General features: G+C 28.9%; 20 protein-coding genes. 17 read left to right on the forward strand and 3 right to left on the reverse strand.

Annotation, left to right across the window (positions count from 1 at the left end; all coding sequences use genetic code 11):
- A complete protein-coding gene (locus BN854_RS00635; protein WP_026654545.1) occupies positions 1-1,629 on the forward strand; it encodes a glutamine--tRNA ligase/YqeY domain fusion protein in 1,629 nt (542 codons plus the stop codon).
- 100 nt (positions 1,630-1,729) lie between these two features.
- The gene (locus tag BN854_RS00640) at positions 1,730-3,847 is read left to right on the forward strand and encodes an ATP-dependent helicase (RefSeq protein ID WP_026654552.1); all 2,118 of its coding nucleotides are present in this window, start codon (positions 1,730-1,732) and stop codon (positions 3,845-3,847) included.
- Positions 3,848-3,886: 39 nt separating this feature from the next.
- Here BN854_RS00640 and BN854_RS00645 read toward each other — a convergent pair whose 3' ends face one another.
- The 3 genes from BN854_RS00645 to BN854_RS00655 form a co-directional block, all read right to left on the reverse strand.
- Positions 3,887-5,224, reverse strand: coding sequence for a DUF4097 family beta strand repeat-containing protein (locus BN854_RS00645; RefSeq protein WP_026654559.1), 1,338 nt, complete (start codon positions 5,222-5,224; stop codon positions 3,887-3,889).
- Positions 5,217-5,537: a PadR family transcriptional regulator gene (locus BN854_RS00650; RefSeq protein ID WP_026654560.1), complete on the reverse strand. Its 321-nt coding sequence runs from the start codon at positions 5,535-5,537 to the stop codon at positions 5,217-5,219. The genes BN854_RS00645 and BN854_RS00650 overlap by 8 nt, the downstream gene beginning before the upstream one ends.
- Positions 5,538-5,609: 72 nt before the next feature.
- Positions 5,610-6,401: a prephenate dehydratase gene (locus BN854_RS00655; RefSeq protein WP_026654561.1), complete on the reverse strand. Its 792-nt coding sequence runs from the start codon at positions 6,399-6,401 to the stop codon at positions 5,610-5,612.
- A gap of 145 nt (positions 6,402-6,546) precedes the next feature.
- Between BN854_RS00655 and BN854_RS00660 the strand changes: the two genes are divergently transcribed.
- The 15 genes from BN854_RS00660 to BN854_RS00730 all read left to right on the forward strand — a co-directional run bounded on the left by BN854_RS00660 (position 6,547) and on the right by BN854_RS00730 (position 23,371).
- Entirely contained in the window at positions 6,547-7,263 is a 717-nt protein-coding gene (locus BN854_RS00660; protein ID WP_026654564.1) for a hypothetical protein, read from the forward strand.
- 20 nt (positions 7,264-7,283) lie between these two features.
- Positions 7,284-8,393, forward strand: coding sequence for an ATP-dependent helicase (locus tag BN854_RS00665; protein ID WP_026654572.1), 1,110 nt, complete (start codon positions 7,284-7,286; stop codon positions 8,391-8,393).
- A gap of 57 nt (positions 8,394-8,450) precedes the next feature.
- The gene (gene ligA / locus BN854_RS00670; RefSeq protein ID WP_026654579.1) at positions 8,451-10,430 is read left to right on the forward strand and encodes an NAD-dependent DNA ligase LigA; all 1,980 of its coding nucleotides are present in this window, start codon (positions 8,451-8,453) and stop codon (positions 10,428-10,430) included.
- The gene (uvrA, locus tag BN854_RS00675; RefSeq protein ID WP_026654587.1) at positions 10,423-13,251 is read left to right on the forward strand and encodes an excinuclease ABC subunit UvrA; all 2,829 of its coding nucleotides are present in this window, start codon (positions 10,423-10,425) and stop codon (positions 13,249-13,251) included. The genes ligA and uvrA overlap by 8 nt, the downstream gene beginning before the upstream one ends.
- A 17-nt stretch (positions 13,252-13,268) precedes the next feature.
- A complete protein-coding gene (locus tag BN854_RS00680; RefSeq protein WP_026654595.1) occupies positions 13,269-13,775 on the forward strand; it encodes a phage holin family protein in 507 nt (168 codons plus the stop codon).
- Positions 13,776-13,790: 15 nt separating this feature from the next.
- Positions 13,791-14,732 carry an HPr(Ser) kinase/phosphatase gene (gene hprK / locus BN854_RS00685; RefSeq protein WP_026654605.1) on the forward strand — a complete coding sequence of 314 codons (942 nt, stop codon included), beginning with the start codon at positions 13,791-13,793 and terminating at the stop codon, positions 14,730-14,732.
- The gene (gene lgt, locus BN854_RS07830; protein ID WP_026654613.1) at positions 14,722-16,302 is read left to right on the forward strand and encodes a prolipoprotein diacylglyceryl transferase; all 1,581 of its coding nucleotides are present in this window, start codon (positions 14,722-14,724) and stop codon (positions 16,300-16,302) included. The genes hprK and lgt overlap by 11 nt, the downstream gene beginning before the upstream one ends.
- Before the next feature lie 14 nt (positions 16,303-16,316).
- A complete protein-coding gene (locus tag BN854_RS00695) occupies positions 16,317-17,228 on the forward strand; it encodes an NAD(P)/FAD-dependent oxidoreductase (protein WP_026654621.1) in 912 nt (303 codons plus the stop codon).
- Between the two features lies 1 nt (position 17,229).
- Entirely contained in the window at positions 17,230-18,168 is a 939-nt protein-coding gene (gene whiA, locus BN854_RS00700; RefSeq protein ID WP_026654628.1) for a DNA-binding protein WhiA, read from the forward strand.
- Positions 18,158-18,514 (forward strand): holo-ACP synthase, encoded by a 357-nt coding sequence (acpS, locus tag BN854_RS00705; RefSeq protein WP_026654636.1) that lies wholly within the window; start codon positions 18,158-18,160, stop codon positions 18,512-18,514. Before whiA ends, acpS begins: the two co-directional genes overlap by 11 nt.
- A gap of 59 nt (positions 18,515-18,573) precedes the next feature.
- Complete coding sequence (locus BN854_RS00710) at positions 18,574-19,254, forward strand: hypothetical protein (RefSeq protein WP_026654645.1); 681 nt, start codon at positions 18,574-18,576, stop codon at positions 19,252-19,254.
- A gap of 39 nt (positions 19,255-19,293) precedes the next feature.
- Positions 19,294-21,456, forward strand: coding sequence for a Tex family protein (locus BN854_RS00715; RefSeq protein ID WP_026654652.1), 2,163 nt, complete (start codon positions 19,294-19,296; stop codon positions 21,454-21,456).
- A gap of 139 nt (positions 21,457-21,595) precedes the next feature.
- Positions 21,596-21,916 carry a PadR family transcriptional regulator gene (locus BN854_RS00720; RefSeq protein ID WP_026654660.1) on the forward strand — a complete coding sequence of 107 codons (321 nt, stop codon included), beginning with the start codon at positions 21,596-21,598 and terminating at the stop codon, positions 21,914-21,916.
- Position 21,917: 1 nt separating this feature from the next.
- The gene (locus BN854_RS00725) at positions 21,918-22,487 is read left to right on the forward strand and encodes a DUF1700 domain-containing protein (protein WP_026654666.1); all 570 of its coding nucleotides are present in this window, start codon (positions 21,918-21,920) and stop codon (positions 22,485-22,487) included.
- A complete protein-coding gene (locus tag BN854_RS00730; RefSeq protein WP_026654667.1) occupies positions 22,484-23,371 on the forward strand; it encodes a DUF4097 family beta strand repeat-containing protein in 888 nt (295 codons plus the stop codon). The genes BN854_RS00725 and BN854_RS00730 overlap by 4 nt, the downstream gene beginning before the upstream one ends.
- Positions 23,372-23,404: the final 33 nt, after the last annotated feature.

Below are 23,404 nucleotides of genomic sequence, written 5' to 3' on the forward strand. Positions count from 1 at the left end.
ATGGAAAATCAATCAAATTTTATTAAGACAATTATGGAAGACGATATTAATAGTAAAAAACATGATGGTATTATCACAAGATTCCCACCAGAACCAAATGGTTTTTTACATATAGGTCATGCTCGTGCAATCATTACCAATTTTGAGTTAGCTAAGGTATTTAACGGAAAAACAAATCTTCGCTATGATGACACAAACCCAAGTAAAGAAGATGATGTTTATGTTAAATCAATTTTAGAAGATGTAAGATGGTTAGGTTATGAACCTAATAATATATATTTTGCTTCTTCATATTTTCAAGAAATGTTTGATAGAGCAATTCTTTTAATTAAAAAAGGATTAGCATTTGTTGATGACTTAACAGCTGAACAAATGGCAGAATATCGTGGGAACTTACTAGAACCAGGAAAAGAATCACCTTATAGAAATAGAAGTGTTGAAGAAAACTTAGAATTATTTATGAATATGGCAAATGGTAAATATAAAGAAGGAGAAAAAGTTCTTAGAGCTAAAATTGATATGAAAAGCCCTAACATGAACTTAAGGGATCCTGCAATTTATCGTATTTCATATGCACATCACCATAATACAAAAGACAAATGGTGTGTTTATCCTATGTATGATTATGCTCATCCAATAGAAGATGCTATAGAAGGTATTACACATTCATTATGTTCGTTAGAGTTTGAAGATCATAGACCTTTATACGATTGGGTAGTAAAAGAGACTGAAATGCCAAAGATACCAAGACAAATAGAATTTGGTAGATTAGGGATTGAAAATACAGTGATGAGTAAACGATACTTAAAATTCTTAGTTGACCAAAGATTAGTGACAGGATGGGATGATCCTAGAATGCCTACATTATCTGGTGTAAGAAGAAGAGGGTATACACCAAATGCTTTAAGAAACTTTATTTTATCAACAGGATTATCAAAAGTAAACTCAACAGTTAGTAAAGATATGTTAGAAGCTGCTATTAGAGATGATTTACAAAATAACGCTAAACGTGCAATGGCTATTATTGATCCTTTAAAAGTAACGATTACTAATTATCCTGAAGGACAAATAGAATATTTAACAGTTCCTTATCATAGTGAAAAACCAGAATTAGGCGAAAGAGAAATTGCATTTGGTAGAACAATCTATATTGAAAAAGAAGACTTCTTAGAAGAAAAACCTAATAAGAAATTTAAAAGATTATCATTAAATGATGAAGTTAGATTATTTCATGCATACTTTATTAAAGCTTATGATGTTGTTAAGGACCAAGAAGGTAACATTATAGAAGTGCTTGCAACATATGATAAAGAAACAAAAAGTGGTAGTGGATTTGATGCAAGAAAACCTAATGGAACGATTCACTTTGTAGAACAAACAACAGCACTAGAAGCCACATTCAATTTCTTTGATGAGATGTTAGATAATGATGAAACAAAGAAATTAGAAGACAGATTCAACAGTGATTCATGGCACATAGTAAATGGCTTTGTAGAGTCAAGCTTAAAAGATGTTTTAGACTTAGAAAAATTCCAATTTTTAAGAAAAGGATACTTTAGTGTGGATCAAAAAGAAGGTAAAAAACTTAATTTTAATGAAGTAGTTCCACTTAAAAGTTCATATAAATAATGAAAGGTGATAATTTCTTTTAAAAGAGATTATCATTTTCATTCTGTAATAACTAAAATAATTGATTAAAAATCTATCTAAAAGAAAGTAGGGCTTACATATGCATGAAGAACCATGGCTTCTTGAACTGAATGATAAACAAAAACAAGCAGTCACCTTTACAGGTGGAGCACTTTATGTTGTTGCTGGTGCTGGAACAGGAAAAACAAAAACTTTGACTGCTAGAATTGCTTATTTAATTAAGTATATAGGGGTTCCCAGTCATAAAATACTAGCAGTTACTTTTACCAATAAAGCAGCTCGTGAAATGAAAGAAAGAATTGTTGATATGGTAGGACCTTATGCACAAGGGACTTGGCTATATACGTTTCATGCTTTTGGGCTACAAGTCTTAAGACAATTTATAGAAGAATTACCTTACGGTTATAATACAAGATTTAGTATTTTAGATGATGATGACTCTAAAAAAATCATTAAAGATGTCACTAAAGCACTTAACTTAGATAGCAAAGTCTATCCTGTAAGAAGTATGAGAAATAAAATATCTACATATAAGACAGAAAAATCTGATGTTTTTGAAGATGAGAATGAAAAAAGAATCTTTAAAAAATATCAAGAAAGTCTACGTAGTGGTAATGTTTTAGACTTTGATGATTTATTGATTTATACATATGAATTACTAATGTATCATGATCATGTAAGAGAGTATTTACAAAATAAATTTGATTATATTTTAGTAGATGAGTTTCAAGATACAGATAAGATGCAATATTCTATTTTAAGCATACTTGCTGATAAACATAGAAATCTATTTTTAGTAGGGGATCCTGATCAAAGTATTTATTCATTTAGAGGGGCAGACTATAATAACACTAAGAAATTTTTAACTGATTTTGGTAGTGAAAGATATATTTTAGATCAAAACTACCGTTCAACTAACAATATATTAGAAAAAGCAAATATGCTGATTAAAAATAATAGTAATAGACCATTTAATAAAGAATTAGAAAGTAATCTTGGAACAGGTGAAAGAGTTATATTCTCTAAAGCAGATAGTGATTACCAAGAAGCAACAATTGTCTCAAGAGAAATTCAAAGACTCATTCGTAGTGAAAACTATAAGTATGAAGATATTGCTATTCTTTATAGAAATAATTCATTAAGCCGCTTATTTGAAGATTCATTTATTCAAATGGGTATTCCATATGTTGTCTATGGTGGTATTTCTTTTTATGAAAGAAAAGAAATAAAAGATATTCTAGCATATATTAGAGTGATTGTAGATCCACATCAAGATTTTTATTTAAAAAGAATTATTAATGAACCTAAAAGACAATTAGGACAAATGACTGTTGCTAAGATAGAAGAATATGCCCAAGCAGTAGGTTTATCTATTTTTAATGCTATTGATACTGTAGCTGTTAATAAGCCAACCCAAGAAAGATTAAAGGTATTTAAAGCACTTATATTAGAAATGAGACATGAAATTGAAAATGTAGGTGAGTTAAAAGATATTGTTAATTATGTAGGTAATGCATCAGGTTATATTGATATGTTAAAAGCTGAAAAAGATGATATTAGTCAAGATAGAATAGATAATATCAACGAATTGAAATCAGTTTTTTCACAAGCAGACTCAATTTATGAAGGAAATAATATTGAAAAATTGATTCAATTATTAGATCAAATCTCATTATATACTGATCTTGATAAAAAAGATGCCTCTGATGATGTGGTTAAGTTATCCACTTTCCATCAAGTAAAAGGATTAGAATTTAAAGTTGTTTTTATGGTTGCTCAAGAAGAAGGTATCTTCCCTAGTCAACGATCTTTATTTGAAGCAGATGGATTAGAAGAAGAAAGAAGAATTGCTTATGTTGGTGTAACAAGGGCCAAGGAAAGATTATATTTAACCTATGCTCAACAAAGAATGATGTATGGTCAAATAGGCATGTCAACGGCATCAAGATTTATAAAAGAAATGCAGTTAGCAGAAGAAAACCAAAGACCTTATTATAATGAAGTAAATACACCTTTAAAAACAAGCCAGGTTACAAACAATAGATTTAATCCTGGAGAAAAGGTGTCTCATATAGTGTTTGGTGAAGGGGTTGTGATTAGAATAGATGATGATATCGCAACAATCGCATTTTCTATGCCACATGGTATTAAAAAATTATTACAAACACATCCTTCTATTAAAAAAATAGAAAAATAAAAATAAGCCATATTCTTTTTAGGATATGGCTTTATTGTGCTATTTATTCAAAAAATTTAATTTAATAGAACCAGAAGAAACTTTGGCATTAATTTCATCTTTACTAGTAGTATTGCTTGTGTGTATATTAGCTACTTTTTCACGATTAATTTTAATAGAGCCGGAAGTATATTTTGTCTTTAGTATATAATCATTTGAAGAACCTTTAATATTGTCTAATGTTAGATAACCACTTTTCGCATTAAGTAAAGCAGATTTAAAGCTGATATCATTATAATAAGTAACACCGCTACTTAGATTAACAGATATATTATTTTCAATCATAAGGCCATTACCTTTTAAACTACCACTAGAACATTTTAAAGACATATCATAGGACTTTATATTGTCTAATAAAAGTGAACCAGAAGAAACTTTAGCTGAAATTGTTTGTGCATTTAGCCCATAAATTTTAGTTGAACCACTAGAAGTAATTGTATTAAGTAATTCAGATTTAAATTTTAATTCTTGATTAGGGTTGCCAAAACGAATATGACCGCTGGAATTTTTTAAATAGATGTAATGGGCAAAGCTATCATTGATTTTACAAGTAGCACTGTAAGCATTAATATTAAAGGTTGTTGCATAAATAGATGATAATTCAGCTTTCCCACTGCGTTGTATCATATAAAGTTGATTTAATGATTTAGCTTTGGGTAGCTTCACTAGTATTTTTTTATTTTTACTGTTTTTATAATAATGATTAGAAAAAATAATGCCATGAACAACAAGTGTTAAAAATAAAATTAAGGCATGCCACCAACCGTTTTGGCTGACTTGATTTTTAAATATAAAATAGAAACCTATATATAATCCAGCAAAGACAATCATTTGAATGAAACCAAGCACCCAAATTCTATGAATGCGTTCGATAACTGAAATTTGATTTTCATGGATGAAAACTTCTATCGGGTTTGAAAAACTTTTTTTATATTCAATGTCTATAGTATTACTATCAGAAGGTATGATTTCAATATTTCTTTCCCACAATTTAGTATTTAAACAGTATTCTTTATCTATATTGATATGATAAGATTTAACCTTTTTAAGAGAGGAACTAGAGGTTATTTTATCACCTAGAATAGTATTTGCCACAGGTCTTGCTTGAATATAATTTGAAAAAGTGAAATTGTTATTAGAACCGTTTTCTGAATCCTTTAACTCTAAAATGATATCACTTATTTTAGAAAGAGATTGTATAGCTTCTTGTTCAGTGATACCTTTTTCTATTTGACCTTCGATTAAGTCAGTGTAATAATCTAATACTTCATTAGGATCACTTATTTTATTTTCGTATAGTGCCTGTTTTAATTGATTTAAAAAATCTTGTTTATTCATTTTTAAGACCTCCTATAATGATTTTATTAATAACTTTGTTTAAATCTTGTAATTCTGAAATCGCGTTTTTTAATTGAACTTTTCCTAATTCTGTAATTTGATAGTATTTTCTCAGTCTTCCATTATGTTCTTCTTGGTAAGTAGAAACATAATTTTCTTTTTCTAACCTTCTAAAAATAGGATAAAGCGTACTTTCAGAAATAGTGAAGTCTTGGATAACTCTTGCATAAAGCTCATAACCATAAGTAGGGCCATCTAATAAAACGTGTAAAACATAAGTATCTAATAATCCTTTTTTTAATTGAATATCCATAGCAACCTCCTTTTATATAATATAGCATATCATACATTGTATAGTATGTAAATAAAAAAATATTTACTAAAATTAGTAAATACCTAAAAGTTTATAATGAAATCTTTCTTTTAATTTTTCTAATTCACAAAAAAGAGATTCTAACTTATCTTTTTCTAATAAGAAGTCTAGAAAGAAAGTATAACTTCCTATCTTTTCTTTAGTAGGTCTAGACATAATAGAAGAGAGATTTATTTTTTCTTTTGAGAATAAGAATAGAATATCTGATAATAAGCCAGGCTTATCATCAAACGGAATAATGCACATGGATACTTTATATAATAAAGAAGTAGTTTCTAAATTTAAATTATTTTCAATTAAAATGAATCTTGTTTCATTGTTTTTATAATCTTCAACAGCATTAACAACATAATTTGATGATGCCAAAAGATGTGATGGAATAATTGCGGCTGAATTAAAATCAAGTAGATGCTTATCTAAAGATTCCGTATTACTTTCAGTAATGATTAATTTTTTACCTAATGTATTAAGGATATCTAAACATTGATTTTGGGCTTTAAACTGAACATAGATAGAAGTAACTTCATCTAATGGGATATTGCTAATCAGTTTAAAACTAATAGGAAGAGTTAAATCATGGGTGATATATGCATTAGAAAGAGCTAAAAGATCTAATGTTCGTTGAATAAAACCGTCACTGCTATTTTCAATAGGGACAACTAAATAGTCAAAGACTGTAGAAAAACAGGCATCAATGCTATGTTTAAATTCTAATGAGACATCTAAGTTTAAGTTTTTAATAAATGTATTTGAGGCAATCTCAGAGTAGGTCCCTTTGGGTCCTAAAGTCATCATTTTTTTCATGTTTGTTAAACTCCTTTTTAATATCATATCATAAAATGTATGATTTTAGAGCAGCTTTAGTTGTATAAAGTTTCTAAAAAAGGTAAAATGAAGGCATAGATGAAGAATAGACAAGGCGATACTTTTGGAATAGGGAAAAGATAATATGAAAGAAAAGATGAAAAAATCTTATCTTGCGCTGCTAATAGTTTATTTGTCGATGATTATAGTGGGATATTTGATTATTTATAATAGCTTTGCAAAAGACCTAAGCTTATTAACAACGGGTATCGTTGTAGGATTGCTTAGTGTTGTTTCGGTTGCCTTTTTAATTATAGAAGAAGAATTTTTTAAGGTAGATTTAAAAATTTTATTAGGGTTCTTTGCGATAAATATTATTGGACCTGTTATTTTTTTAACATTGACTGATTATAGAATTCATTATTATTTTGATGTAACTATTCTAATAGTTATCTTTTTTACCTATCTCATTCATAAAAAATATATTGAGTTAGATAAAAGGGAAGTAAGTATTAAACAAGAAAACTTATTTTATTATATTAGTTATACTGCATTACTATTGGTAAGTATAAGTACATTAATTATTAAAGATGAATATTTATTTATTAGTTTATTTTCATTTTTATATTTAACCTTTATATCTTATCAAAGACATAAAAACTCTCTTATAAAAACAACTTTTAACTTAGCTGTTATTGGTGTAATGTTGGCATTAGTTTATTTTGGAATAGACTTAAAATATATAAAAGAAACTATTTACTTTAAAATAAATTTTCATTTGGTGATAGTTGCGATTAGTTTGCTTATTTTTCTAATTATTTTTAACCAATTAATAAGAGTAAAAGAAAATGAAAGAGACTAATATATAATTGGTGATAGTGTGTGTTAAACAAAAAACAAGAAGAGGCGGTCACTTCAAGTGATCGTTTTATTTTTTTATTAGCAGGAGCAGGTACTGGTAAAACACGAGTGATTGTAGAAAGAATTAAATATTTATTAGAAAACAAGATAACAGTAGAAGAAAAAATTCTTTCTATCAGTTTTACTCAAAAAAGTGCGAAGGAACTGAAAAAAAGAATAGGAAAAGAGAATATTAAATCACAAACGTTTCATAGTTTTTGTTTATCTTATTTAGACTTTAAAAATGTTTTAGAGCCTAAAGTTTTTAACTCAGAAGAATTACTTTTGATTTCTAATTATAAAAATAGCTTATTTCGTAAAAAGATGCCTAAGCATTATAAAGAGTACGAGGCTTATTTAAAAAATCAAGCAGGGATTGATTATGATGATATTTTAATTAACTTTTTAAAATTAAAAAATATACCTAAATATGATTATATTTTCATAGATGAGTTTCAGGATACTAATCCTTTACAGTATCAAGTTTTAAAGAAATTAGTTCATTCTATGACTAATGTATTTTCAGTAGGGGATCCTGATCAAAGTATTTATGCTTTTAGAGGAAGTGATATTAAAATCATAGATAAGTATATCAAGGACTATAAAGCGAAAATATATCTTTTAGATGAAAACTATCGGTGTAACAAAAAAGTCTTGTTAACTGCTAATAAACTGATTAGTAAAAATAAAAAACGTTTTAATAAGGCTCTTTATCCTATTAAAACAAAGGATGGATTAGTTGAAATTGTTTATACAAAGGATAGATTTAAAACAATCAAGACAATCATAAAAAGAGAAAACTTTTTAACTATTTTAGTAAGAAGTTATCATAGTCATCGTAATTTGGAAAGTTATTTAGAAGAAAACTATGTCTTTAACTATCAACTTTTAACAATCCATCAAGCAAAGGGATTAGAGTTTGACGCTGTTTTGATACTTGGAACAAGTGAAATGGTTAGAACAAATACCCAAAAAGAACTTGAAGAAGAAAGAAGAATTTTATTTGTAGCACTTACAAGAGCGAAAGAAAAAGTATATCTTTTAGAAAAACATCCCAATAGATTTTTAAAAGAAATGAAAACAAAAGAATAATAGTTTTTAACCCCGTATAATTAGCGTGGTATGTTATAATATTTACAAGGTGATATTATGGATATTAAACAAAAAATAAATGAATTAACAGAAAAAATTAATCAAGCAAATTATCAGTATCATACTTTGGATAATCCAACAATAAGTGATCAACAATATGATGCTTATATGAAAGAGCTTCTTAGTTTAGAAGAAAGATATCCTGAATTCAAACAAAAAAATTCTCCTAGTGAAAAAATAGGAGGTTTTGTTTTAGATGAATTTAAAAAAGTAGAGCATAAAGTCCCTATGATGTCATTAAGTAATGTTTTTAATACTGATGAAGTTTCCAATTTTTATGAAAGAATTAGAAAAGAAACACAATCATTTACTTTAACTACTGAACTTAAAATTGATGGACTTGCCTGTAATTTAAAATATGAAAAAGGTGAGTTAGTCTTAGCTTCTACAAGAGGTAATGGTATTGTAGGTGAGGATATTACACATAATGTCAAAACAATTAAATCAGTACCTTTAAAGTTAACAGAGGAAATAGATATCGAGGTTAGAGGGGAAATTTATTTACCACATGCTAATTTTGAAAAAATTAATCAGGAAAAAATAGCTAATAATGAAACAGTATTTGCTAATCCAAGAAATGCCGCTGCTGGAACGATTAGACAATTAGATTCTAAAGTAGTAGCCAAAAGAGGATTAGCAATGTTTGTTTATACAATTGTTGAATCTGAAAAATATGTTTCAACTCAATACGAAGCTTTGAAATATTTGGAAAAGCTAGGATTTAAAGTTAATCCCAACTATGCTAAAGTAGAAACCTTAGAAGAACTTATTAAGCAAATAGATACATACGATGTTTTAAGAAAGAATTTAGCTTATGATACTGATGGTGTTGTGATAAAGGTCAATGAGCTTAACCTTTATGAAGATATTGGTTATACTGCAAAATCACCAAAATGGGCAACTGCATATAAGTTTGAAGCAGAAAAAATAGAAACAACTGTGAAAGACATTATTTTTCAAGTAGGTAGAACAGGGGTGATTACACCGGTTGCTGAGTTGGAGCCAGTTATTGTTTCAGGTAGTTTAGTTTCTAGGGCAACTCTTCATAATGAAGATTATATCAAAGATAAAGACATTAGAAAAAACGATTATGTTTTAATCCATAAAGCAGGAGAAATCATTCCTGAAGTGATTGAAGTGATAAAGAGTAAAAGAACGCATCAAGAGGCTTTTAAAATGATTGATAAGTGCCCTGTTTGTAATTCTACTTTAGTTAGAAATGAAAATGAAGCAGATCATTTTTGTTTAAACCCAGACTGTCCAGGAAAAAACTTAAATCAATTAATTCACTTTGCTTCAAGGGTTGCTATGGATATAGATACACTAGGAGAAAAAGTTTTAGAAACATTTCATGATTTAAGTTATGTAAGTAAAATATCAGATATTTATGATTTAGAAAAGTATAGATTAGAATTAGAAGATATTCCAGGATTTGGTAAAAAGAAAGTTGACAAGATTTTAACGGCTATAGAAAATAGTAAACAACAAAGTTTTGATAGACTTATTTTTGGATTAGGGATTAAACATGTTGGTGCTAAGGTAGCTAAATTGCTTGTTTCTGAATTAAAGAATTTAGATGACTTTAGAAATGCAAGTTACGAACAATTAATAAATATTCCTGAAATAGGTGAACAAATTGCCTTAAGTGTTATCAATTACTTTAAAGATCCTAAGAATTTAGAAGAGATAGATAAATTAGTTATGCACGGGCTTAATTTTAAGGCAGAAGAAAAAGCCTTTATTAGTGATAAGTTTAAAGATAAAACATTTGTATTAACCGGAACACTAGAAAAATATGGTAGAACAGAGGCCGCTTCAATTATTGAAAGTCTGGGTGGAAAAGTAAGTTCATCAGTTTCTAAAAAAACAAGTTATGTACTCGCAGGAAAAGAAGCGGGGTCTAAATTAGAAAAAGCCCAAAGTCTAGGAGTCATAGTCTTAAGTGAAAAAGAATTCGAGGATTTAGTAAATGAATAATACACACGATAGTAATGAATGGATTAAAGTTCGTGGTGCACGAGAAAATAATCTAAAAAATATTGATATAGATATTCCTAAAAATAAATTAGTAGTAATGACTGGGTTATCTGGATCAGGTAAGTCATCACTAGCCTTTGATACTTTATATCAAGAAGGTCAAAGAAGATATATGGAATCTTTAAATGCATATGCTAGACAATTTTTAGGTAATTTTGAAAAACCAGATGTAGACAGTATAGAAGGATTAAGTCCTTCTATTAGTATTGATCAAAGAACAACATCTAATAATCCAAGATCAACTGTTGGAACAATTACTGAAATATATGATTATTTAAGATTGATTTATGCTAGAGTGGGAACACCTTATTGTCCAGGAACTGATATTCCACTATCTAAACAAACAATTGAGGAAATGACACAAAGAGTTTTAGAAATTGATGAAAATTCTAAAGTTGTTGTTTTAGCCCCAATCATAGAAAGAAAAAAAGGGACACATAAGAAATTATTAGATCAATTGATTAAAGATGGTTTTAATCGTGTGATGGTAGATAATGAAATTTATTTAATTGAAGACTTAGGTGAATTAGATAAAAATAAAAACCATGATATTTCAATTGTTATTGATAGACTAGTAATAAAAGATTCTATTAGAAGTAGATTATATGATGCATTAGAGTTAGCAGCATCCAAAGCTTCAGGTAGAGCAGTTGTTTATATTAACAACAAGGAATTTATAAGTTTTAGTCAAACATATAGTTGTCCAGGAACTGATTTTACAATTCCAACTTTAGAACCAAGATTATTCTCATTTAATACACCAGTAGGAGCTTGTCCATATTGTAATGGATTGGGGATTAAATTAGAAGTGACAAAAGATTTAGTGGTTAACCCAGAAAAGTCATTATTAGACGGAGGGATTATTCCTTATAAAAATAATGATGATGATAATTTAGCCTCTCAGGAACTAGAAACAGTTTGTAAGCATTATGATATTGATATGAATGTTCCTATTAAAGATTTGGATCCTAAAAAACTAGACATCATTTTATATGGAACAGATGACAAACTTCACTTTAAAAACATTTCTTCATCAGGAAGAGTACATGAAAAGCATACCAATTATGAAGGGATTATTCCTAATTTAAATAGAAGATATATAGAAACAAATTCTGAGTGGATTAGAACATGGATTGAAAACTTCATGACAGAATCTGTTTGTCCATCTTGCCATGGAGCAAGACTTAACGAAGGGGCATTATCTGTTAAAATAGATAAAAAAAATATTTATGAAACAACTAATTTAGCGATTGATGAAATGCTTGAATTTATTTCTAATTTAGAATTAACGCCTTCACAAGCCCAAATATCTAAGCTGGCGATACAAGAAATTATTCATAGATTAACATTTTTAAAAGATGTTGGTTTAGGTTATCTTACTTTATCAAGAGGTGGAGGTAGTTTATCAGGTGGTGAAGCACAACGTATTAGACTAGCAACACAAATAGGTTCTAAGTTATCAGGCGTGCTTTATGTCTTAGATGAGCCTTCTATAGGTCTACATCAAAAAGATAATGATAAATTAATTCAAACGTTGAAAAAAATGAGAGATCTTGGAAATACCTTAGTAGTTGTAGAACATGATCATGACACAATGCTAGCATCAGATTACTTAATAGATATCGGTCCTGGAGCTGGGGAATTAGGTGGTCAAGTAGTTGCCTATGGAACGCCTCAGGAAGTTATGGCAAATGAAAATAGTTTAACTGGAAAATACTTATCTGGAAAAATTCAAGTGCCTGTTCCAAAAGAAAGAAGAAAAGGAACAGGAAAGAGTATTTTAATTAAAGGGGCTTCTGAAAATAATCTTAAAAATTTAGATGTTTCTATTCCCTTAGGTATTCTAACTGCAGTTACTGGAGTTTCAGGATCAGGTAAATCAACCTTAGTCAATGAGATATTATTAAAAGGTCTTGCTCAAAAGTATTATAAAAATAAAGAAAAACCAGGTAAACATCAATCAATAGAAGATTATGGTTTAATTGATAAAATTGTTGAAATATCACAATCACCTATTGGTAGAACCCCAAGAAGTAATCCAGCAACCTACACAGGTGTTTTTGATGACATTAGAGATTTATATTCACAAACAAACGAAGCTAAAATGAGAGGATATCAAAAAGGAAGATTCTCATTTAACGTAAGAGGCGGTAGATGTGAGGCTTGTGGTGGAGATGGTGTTACTAAAATCTCTATGCACTTCCTACCTGATGTTTATGTACCTTGTGAGGTGTGTGAAGGAAAAAGATATAATCATGAAACCTTACAAATTAAATATAGAGGAAAAGATATTTCAGATGTTTTAGATATGACAATTGATGAAGCAGTTATCTTTTTTGAGAATCATAGTAAAATAAAACATAAACTACAAACCATGAAAGATGTAGGATTAGGCTATGTGAGACTTGGACAAGCAGCAACCACTCTTTCAGGCGGTGAAGCACAAAGAGTTAAACTAGCAAGTGAGCTTTATAAGAAAATCACACCAGGGGCAATTTATATACTAGACGAGCCAACAACTGGTTTACATGTTGATGATGTTAATCGCCTAGTTAAGGTATTACATAAGATTGTTGATGAAGGTGCTTCAATGGTAGTTATTGAACACAATCTAGATGTGATAAAAAATGCTGACTATATTATTGATTTAGGTAAAGGTGGCGGAGTTTATGGTGGAAATATTATTGCCACAGGAACACCGGAAGAAGTCAGTCAAGTAAAGGAAAGTTATACAGGACAATATTTAAAAACAGTTTTATAAGAGGAGGGGAGTCTTTTATGAAAAATGATGATGACGAGAAAAAAGAATTAACACAAGAAGAAATAGAAGAATTACTTAATACACTAAAGGATAAGAATGCAAATAATACAGGCACTATTTTGAATTTTGGTTTACTATTACACCCTAAGATGACTGTACACTTGATTGTGACATGGATTATTAATTTATTAGTCTTTGCCGTTGTAAGTGGTATCTTAAATCAAATTTCACCAACGATTTATTTCAATTTAACTTCTTATTTATTAGGTGTAAGCCTATTTACTCTAATAGAATTTGTTTTTAAGATTATCTTTTTAAAGTTTTTCTTAAGAATTGTTTTAATGAGTTTTGGTATGATATTATATGTTATACAAGTTGCATGTTTCTACTTAGTAGATTTAGTAGTTCCAAACTTTGATTTTTATACAATAGAAGGTGTCTTTATATTTACTATATGCTTTTCTATTGTTAGATTAATTATCAGTCGCTATATTAGAAAATACAGAATCTTAAATCGTTTTTAGAAAGAAGGAATTCTAATGGAAAATTCAATTTCAATTAAAAAACTTGCCTCTGATTTAGAATTAGAAGTAATTGCTGGAAGCACAGGACTTAAAAGAAGAGTAAAAGCTGAAATGCTTAATCGACCTGGAGTAGAATTAGCAGGTTTTTATGATTTCTATGATCAAGAAAGAATCTTATTAATAGGGAGTAAAGAAGCTTCTTTCTTAAAACTATTTTCACCACATATCCAAAAAGAAAGAGTTGATAGAATTGTCTCAGAACAACCACCAGCAATTGTTTTTTCCACAAATGTTGAGATCACTCAAGATTTTATTGACGCAGCTAATTTGTATGAAGTCCCCATTTTAAAAAGTAGTTTAAGAACTACGCCTTTAAATAGTAGACTATACAGTTATTTACATAGTGGATTAGCACCACGTATGAGTGTCCATGGTGTTTTAGTTGATATTCATGGACTAGGAACTTTAATCATTGGTAAATCAGGCATTGGTAAGAGTGAAACAGCCTTAGAGTTGATTAAAAGAGGACACATTTTAATTAGTGATGACAGAGTTGATATCTTTGAAACTTCACCTGGGGTTATTATTGGTAACGCTCCTAAAATATTAGAAAGATATATTGAAATTAGAGGTATTGGGATTGTTGATATTGTTTCTATGTTTGGTGCAGGATCTTATAGAGAAAACAAAAAGATTAGACTGGTTGTAGAACTTGAACATTGGAAAAAAGATAAAGTATATGATAGATTAGGTATTGAGACTGAAACAACTAAGTTCTTTAATACTGAAATTCCTAAAATTATTATTCCAATTCTACCAGGTAGAAATACAGCTACATTAGTTGAAAGTGCCGCAATGAATCAAAAATTAAAATATTTAGGACATAATGCAGCATTAGAATTAACAGAAGCAGTTGCCAAAGCAGCTATGCAAAAGGAGGAAGATGATGAAGAATAAAAAAGAAAGCTTTCTTAAAGTTTATGAAAATCATCAGTCGTTATTTGTCATTGGAGGGTTTATTCTCTATTTTCTATTATTAGTACTACTAGCAACTGTTGGGCAAACAGCACCCTATAGAAGTTATGTTGTAAAATTTAGTTTACCTGCAATTGGTAATGTTGAAATTACATGGTATGCCGTCTTTATCTTATCAGGAATTGTCTTAGCAGCAATCGCAGCTTTAAGAGAATTTAAAAAAGCTGGAATCAATCCTAATATTTTATATGATGGATTATTATACTGTGTGCCTTTAGCAATTATAGGAGCTAGATTATGGTTTGTCTTATTTAATCCAGGTACTAACTTCTTTGCCTTTACAGATGGTGGATTAGGTATTCATGGTGCGATTATTGTTACATTCGTATTCTTAATTTTTTATACTAAATGGAAAAAAGTATCTTATTGGTTTGTTCTAGATGTGGTTGCCCCTGGATTTTTAATTGGTCAAGTTATGGGACGTTGGGGAAACTTTATGAACCAAGAATTATATGGACCTAAAGTAAGCCATCTTAATTATTTACCTAAATTTATTAGTGAGCAAATGTATATTCATGGCAGTTTTAGACAACCTACATTTTTATATGAAAGCATTTGGAATCTATTTGGTCTTGTTCTAATACTTATTTTAAGAAAGAAAAAAATATTTAAATTAGGAGACATCTTAGCATTCTATTTAGGATGGTACGGTATTGGAAGAATTTTTATAGAAGTCCTACGTATTCAATCAGGTTCTGGAGAGCCATTAGGAATTGGTGGAGCTGGAATCACAGATATTTCACAATGGTATTTATCTACGAGCATTCTAACTTCTATAGGTCTAATTTTGGCAGGTATTGCAATATTCATACTAAAAAGATATTTTGTTAAAGGTCTACCTTACTATTCTGAATATGGAAGAAAAGCTATCTTATTTGATTTAGATGGAACACTTATTGATACAGAAAAAATTATTATCGCATCTTTTGAATATGTATTTAAAAAATGGTTACCTAATGTTAAACTAACAGCAGAAGATAAAAAAAGTTTTGTAGGACCTACCCTTCATCAAACATTTAGTAGATATTCCAGTGATGAAAAAGAAATTGAAAAGCTCATTACAGAATATAGAAAATATAATAAAACCCTTCATGACAAAGGGGTTAAAGCTTATCCAAATGCTAAAGAAACTCTAGATTTTCTAAAGGTTAGAGGTATTAGATTAGGCATTGTTAGTTCTAAAGCAAGAGTAATGGTTGAAGAAGGACTAAAACAAAATGATTTATTACAATATTTTGAGGTATTGGTTTGTTCTGATGATGTTGAGAACCATAAACCACATCCAGAACCACTTTTAAAAGCAATTAAAGCTTTAAATGCTCCAATTGATACAACAATATATGTAGGAGATCATAGTAATGATGTGCTTGCCGCAAAACGAGCTGGAATGATTTCTTGTCTAGTAGAATATAGTACACATTTAAAAGAAGCATTACAAAATAACCCAGACTATGTCATTGAGGGATTAGAACAACTGAAATATTTAATATAGAAAGAGGGATTATGATGTATGATTGTTTAATTATAGGTGCAGGACCTGCTGGAATGACAGCTGGCATCTATGCTAAAAGAGCAAACTTAAAAGTAGCAGTATTTGAAAAGATGGCACCAGGTGGTCAAATTGTTAATACTGCTGAAATTGAAAACTATACAGGTTATACAAAAATGAGTGGGGCAGATTTAGCTTTAAAAATGTTTAATCATACCCAAGAAATTGGCGTAGAAACTATTTTTGAAGAAGTGATTGAAGTCATAGACAATGGTAAAACTAAAACAGTTGTCACAAGTGATAATCGATATGAAACAAAAACAATACTGATTGCGACTGGAACAGTTCCTCGTATGCTAGGTGTTACTAATGAAGAAAGTTTTGCTAATATGGGTATTAGTTGGTGTGCTATTTGTGATGGTCCATTATATAAAGAAAAAAATATCGCAGTAATAGGTGGGGGAAATAGTGCAGTTGAAGAAGCTTACTATTTATCAACTCTTGCTAACCATGTCACTGTTATTCAAAATTTAGCTACATTAACTGCTGATAAAAAAGCAATTGATATTCTAGCAAAAGCTAAAAATGTTACATATAAATATAATTCTAAAGTGATAGAATTTGTTGGTAGTTTAGGACAATTAGAAGGTATTTTAATTGAAAATGAAAACAAAGAACAAGAATTAATTAAAGTTGATGGTGTATTTGAGTATATTGGATTAATTCCTGTAACAAAAATGTTTAAATCATTAGGAATATTAGATGAATATGGTTATGTTTTAGCTAATGAAAAAATGCAAACAAATGTACTTGGTGTTTTTTCAGCAGGTGATGTCAATAAAAAACAAATTAGACAAGTCGTGACTGCTACAGCAGATGGTGCGATTGCAGTTCAAAATATATTAAAGTATTTAGAAGAGTGGGAATAAAATGTCTTTTGCTAAAATGGTTAAAGAAGAACTAGCAACTATTAATAAAATGCAAGATGAGCAGCTTTCAGAATTAGCTGCTTTTATGCATTTGAATGTGGAGTTGGAAATTAAAAATCATGAAAAAATGTTATGGTTTAAAACAACTAACCCGACAGTTGCAAGAAGATTTTTAACTTTAGTAAAAACACTTTATAAAACAGATGCAACCTTAATGACAAGTCAAGAACATAATTTTAAGAAGAAAAACAGTATTCATATTGGTATAAAAGAAAATGTTGATCAAATCTTATCAGAACATGACTTGTTTTATGAACAAGAGAATTTAGAACTATTAACTCAGACTGTTGAAACAAAAACAGCCTATCTTAGAGGATGCTTCCTATCATCAGGATCAGTCAACCATCCTAAAACAGGGGAATATCACTTAGAAATATATAGTGATAATCCGACTAAAATGGTCTTTATTCAAAGACTAATGAATGAATTTAATCTAAATGCTAAAATTACTCAAAGAAGAAACGGCTATATTGCCTATTTAAAAGAAGCTGAATGTATCGCAGACTTTCTAAGATATATTGGCGCTGTTGAAACAGTTTTTTTATATGATGATATTAGGATTAAAAGAGATTTTAATAATTCAATCAATAGAGTGATTAACATGGAATTAGCTAATGAAAAAAAGGTCATTCAAGCAGCATCAGAACAAATAGAAGATATTGAAATAATTGAAAAAAAAATAGATTTAAACACGCTAAGTGATAAAATCATTAAAGCAATGAATCTAAGAAAAAAATACCCTGATACAAGTTTAAGTGAACTAACAACCTTATATCTTAAAGAATATCAAGAAACCATTAGTAAATCAGGGCTTAATCATCGTTATATGAAAATAAAAGAGTTAGCAAATCAAGTTAGGAATGATGAAAATGGACGTTAAAGGCATTGGCATTGATTTAGTTGAAATTCAAAAAATAAGAGAAATAGGATTAGAAAAATTTAAAAATCGTATTTTATCTGAAAAAGAAATCCTAGAGTATAATCTTATTCTAAATGAGAACAGAAAAGAAACGTATTTAGCAGGAAGATTTGCCGCTAAAGAAGCGCTATTTAAAGCCTTTAAAAAAGGTGATTTAACTGCTAACTATAAAGACTTTTCTATTTTAAACGATGAGTCTAACGCCCCATATGTTGAATCTAAATGGACTAAGGATGTAAAAGTACTCATTTCTATTAGTCACACAAAGGAATACGCAACAGCCTTTATCATAATAAATACGAGATAAACTTGTAATTATAGCCTTATTTAGATATAATAATTCATGAAAGAATAGGAAGTGGAAAAATGGCTAGAGTTAATACTAACACTAAGAAAAATAAAAAATCTTCAAATAATAAAAAAGAAGTACGACGTTCTAATGTTGTTACTCAAGAAGAAAGTCCAAAAGGCGAAGCCTTCTTTAAAATTGTTTTATGGCTAATGTTCGCAGCATTTTTAGCGGCAGCGACTTGGTTAATTGTTCAAACAATTATCAATAATAATGATAAAGAAACAAAACCATTTGAATCTGAGATGTATGTTACATTAGATGAAGTAAAAGCACTTGATGCAAGTGAAAATTTTAAAGAAACAACAAATGAAAATCTTAAAAAAGCTTTTTCTACAACTAAATTAGATGTTTATGTTTACTTTTATAACAGCAGTTTAACTGATGGAAAAGAAGTTTACCAAACTGAAGATAGTAAATTAATTAAAGAATTATGGGAAAATGCAAAAAAAGAAACATATAAGAATGAAGCAGACGAAGAAGTTAATTTTTATAGCTTTGAAGGAAACTTTACAGTATTCTTCTTTGACTTTGCAAACCAAGATTATACTTTAAAAAACTTTACAAATACTGGAACAAGTGAAGCATTCCCTTATTTAGGAAAAATCAGTGCAGTTGAAGATACTCGTGAAGTAGCTAAAGGTAAAAATGTTTCAGCTCAACTAAAAGACTTAATACAAAAATCAAAAAGCAAATAAAGGGTGATCCCCTTTTTTGTATTTAAAGGTGGTATGAAAATGAACGAACAAATTATAAATGAAATGATAAGTAGTTTAAAAATATCTAGAAAGCAAATAGAAACAGTTCTCTTACTATTACAAGAGGGAAATACAATTCCATTTATTGCTAGATATCGTAAAGAAGCAACCGGTGGATTAGATGAAGAGCAAATTAATGCCATTCATAAAGAATGGGATTATGCTAATAATTTATTCAACCGAAAAGAAGATGTGATTAGACTGATTGATGAAAAAGGTTTATTAACACCTGAATTAAAACAACAAATTTTAGCTTCTACTAAATTAGTAGAAGTAGAAGATTTATATCGTCCATTTAAAGAAAAGAAAAAAACTAAGGCAACAGAAGCGATTGCTAAAGGTTTAGAACCTCTTGCAAAATGGTTATTAACTTTTCCAAATGAAGATGTCTTAAAAGAAGCATCTAAATACATAACAGAAGAAGTTAAAACAGAAAAAGAAGCAATTGAAGGAGCCTTATTTATTATTGCAGAAATCATTAGTGATAATGCAGAATATAGAAAATATATAAGAAATGCTTTATATTTCCAAGGTACTTTAGTAACTAGTGTTAAAAAAGATGCTGTAGATGAAAAAAAGGTTTATGAAATGTATTATGATTACAGTGAACCTATAAAAGCAGTTAAACCTCACCGTGTCTTAGCATTAAATAGAGCCGAAAAAGAAAAAGTTGTCTCAGTTAAATTAGATATTGATAAAGAAATATTAACTAATTATTTAGAAAAACAAGTCATTCTTAAAGACTCTAAGGCAACACAATACTTAAAAGATGCAATTGCAGATTCATTAAAACGACTTATCTTTCCTAGTGTTGAACGTGAAATTAGAAGTGAATTAACAGAAAAAGCAGACGATCAAGCCATTGAAGTCTTCTCTGAAAATTTACAAAAATTACTATTACAAGCACCATTAAAAGGTAAGATGGTACTAGGGGTTGACCCAGCATTTAGAACAGGATGTAAATTCTCTGTTGTAGATCAAAGAGGACAAGTCTTAGAAAAAGGTGTTATTTACCCGCATGAAAAATCTATTGGACAAACAGTAACCCAAGAACAAATAGAAAAATCAGAAAAAATATTAGTACCAATTATTAATAAATATAAAATAGAACTTATCGCAATCGGTAACGGAACTGCTTCTAGAGAAACAGAAAAGTTTATTGCAGACTTAATTAAGAAATTTAATTTAAGTGCTAAATACGTCATTGTCAATGAAGCAGGAGCTTCAGTTTATTCTGCAAGTGAATTAGCTCGTGAAGAATTCCCAGATTTTTCTGTAGAAGAAAGAAGTGCCGCTTCAATTGCTAGACGACTTCAAGACCCTCTATCAGAATTAGTGAAGATTGATCCTAAATCTATTGGTGTTGGACAATATCAACACGATGTTGCCCCTAAAAAATTAAACGAGTCTTTAAACTTTGTAGTAACACAAGCAGTTAACCAAGTTGGTGTGAATGTGAATACTGCATCTAAAGCACTTTTAATGTATGTTTCAGGACTTAATAAGTCTGCTGCTGAAAACATTGTTAATTACAGAAATAAAATAGGTGGTTATAAAAATAGAGCAGAATTAACCAAAGTTCCTAGATTAGGGTCAAAATCATATGAACAAGCAGTAGGGTTCTTAAGAATACCAGAAGGTGATGAAGTACTTGATATGACCGCAATCCACCCTGAAAGTTATGGTATTGCCAAAGAAATTATGAAAAAATATGCATTAACAGGTTCAATGTTTGGTAAAGATGAAATTAAGCCAATTATAGATGGTATCAATAAAACAGAGTTATCAAAAGAACTTAATGTAGATAAATATACCTTAGATGATATTCTAGACTCATTTAAAGCACCATTAAGAGATCCTAGAGATCAGTTCTCACAACCTATTCTAAAAAGTGATATTTTAAAACTGGAAGATTTAGCTGTTGGGATGGAACTTGAAGGAACAGTTAGAAATGTTATTGACTTTGGAGCGTTTATTGATATTGGTTTAAAAAATGATGGATTATTACATATTTCTAAGATTTCTAAATCATATATTAAACATCCAAAAGATGTATTAAGTGTTGGAGATATTGTAAAAGTATATGTATTAAATATTGATAGTGTTAAACAAAAAGTTGGTTTAACAATGTTAAAAGACTAAAATAAGAAGATATATTATCTAGGGTAGGCCCTAAATAGTATATCTTTTTTTGTTTTATAATATTATTTTTAATAAAATACTTTTATTTTTATACTATGTGTTGTATAATATTACGTGTTAGAAAGTATAAGGTGATGTCATGGAAACACAACTTAAAAGAGGCGTAATTGAAATATACGTTTTAGCTCAACTAAGAAAAAAAGAATCTTATGGTTATGAAATTGTCTCAACATTATCAAAGTATATAGAAATATCAGAATCTACACTCTATCCTATACTAAGAAGATTGGAAGTTGCAGATGAGTTAGAAACATATAGTGTTATACATAATGGTAGAAATAGAAAATACTATAAAATAACAAAAAAAGGAATTAAGCATATAGAAGAGTTTCTAGATGCATGGCAAGATATCATACAAACATATGATCAGATATCTAATGATTATGAAGAGGTGAAATAAAATGAAAAATATACTAAGAAAAATAGAAAATAATCTAAACGGAATGACTAAAGAACAAAAAACAGAAATCCTAGAGTACTATGAAGAAATGATTAATGATCGCTTAGAACACGGCGAAACTCTTATAAATATAGAAAAATCTATTGATTACAATGAAATCAGAAAAAATTATTTGCCTAAAGCAATTTATCAAAGTAAAAATAAAAATGTAAAAGAAAGCTTTAAAGTATCAGCTAAATTATTTTTATATTTAATCTCTAGCCCATTTTGGATACCACTTGCGATCATTTACTTTGTCATTATATTTGTCATGTGGGTATTTATATTTTCTATGGGACTTATTACACTCTTAGTTCCAATCAGTATCTTTGTATGGATGTTTAGAATTATTTTTGATACATATTCTGCATCAAGTACATTATTAACAATAGGATATGGATTTATCTTAATTGGATTAATTATCCCTTTAGGATATTTTATGATAAAACTATTTAAACATATCAATGATACTTTAATTAGAGTTTTTAGTAAATTAGTTGGTGGCAATAAAAAAGAGGTAATTATAAAATGAAAAAGAAACTATTAATGATCACGATATTATTTCTTGCTATAGGAGCATTTTTTACGACTTTCGCTTTTGTTATAGGGGCTAAGCCAGACGATATTGTAAAGGTAATTATTATTGATGATAAATATACGCAACAAGAAGAATATGTTATTTCTAATGAAATCAAAAACCTTAATCTAGATACAACCGACAGATCATATGTTATTGAAAAGAGTAATAAAAACTATAGTTATATTGAATACTTCTTATATGAAAGCGAAGAAAATACTGTTATCAAAAAAGATGATAATGGTGAATTAAACTTTGAAATAAAAAATAAAGCCTTTTTACTATTTACTACAGGGTTTGCTACTAAAAAAGTACGCACAGTAAAGGTTTATTTATTAGATGATGCAATAAACAATTTGGATGTAGAAACCTCAAGTGGTTCTATAGAAATAAAAAACATAGTAGGAATTAAAAACTTGGATGTATCAGTAGATTCTGGTAGCACAAAGCTTAACAATATGACAGTAAACGAACTAACAATAGATTCAACAAGTGGTTCAATAAACCTAGAAAATATCCGTGCTAATAAAATACAGACCAAAGTTGATTCTGGCAGTACAAAAATGACTCATGTAAAATCAGAAGATCTTAAAACAACTTCAACAAGTGGTAGTGTTTATCTTACTTCAAATGAAATAATGAATCATGAAATTGTCGTTATAAGCGGAAGTGTTAAGATTAAAGAAGCAAGAACTGATGTTGGTTTTGATATTAAAACGACTTCAGGAAGCATCCGAATTTACGGAGAAAAACGTAAAGAAGTAAAAGATAAATTAGAAATTTATCCTATAAAATATCAAATCAAAGTAACAAGCGGTAGCGTTAAAGTAGAAAAATAAAGCTATTAGAAGAGAAAAAAACAGTTTTTCTCT

The organism is Alteracholeplasma palmae J233, from assembly GCF_000968055.1.
GTDB lineage: Bacteria > Bacillota_I > Bacilli_A > Acholeplasmatales > Acholeplasmataceae > Alteracholeplasma > Alteracholeplasma palmae.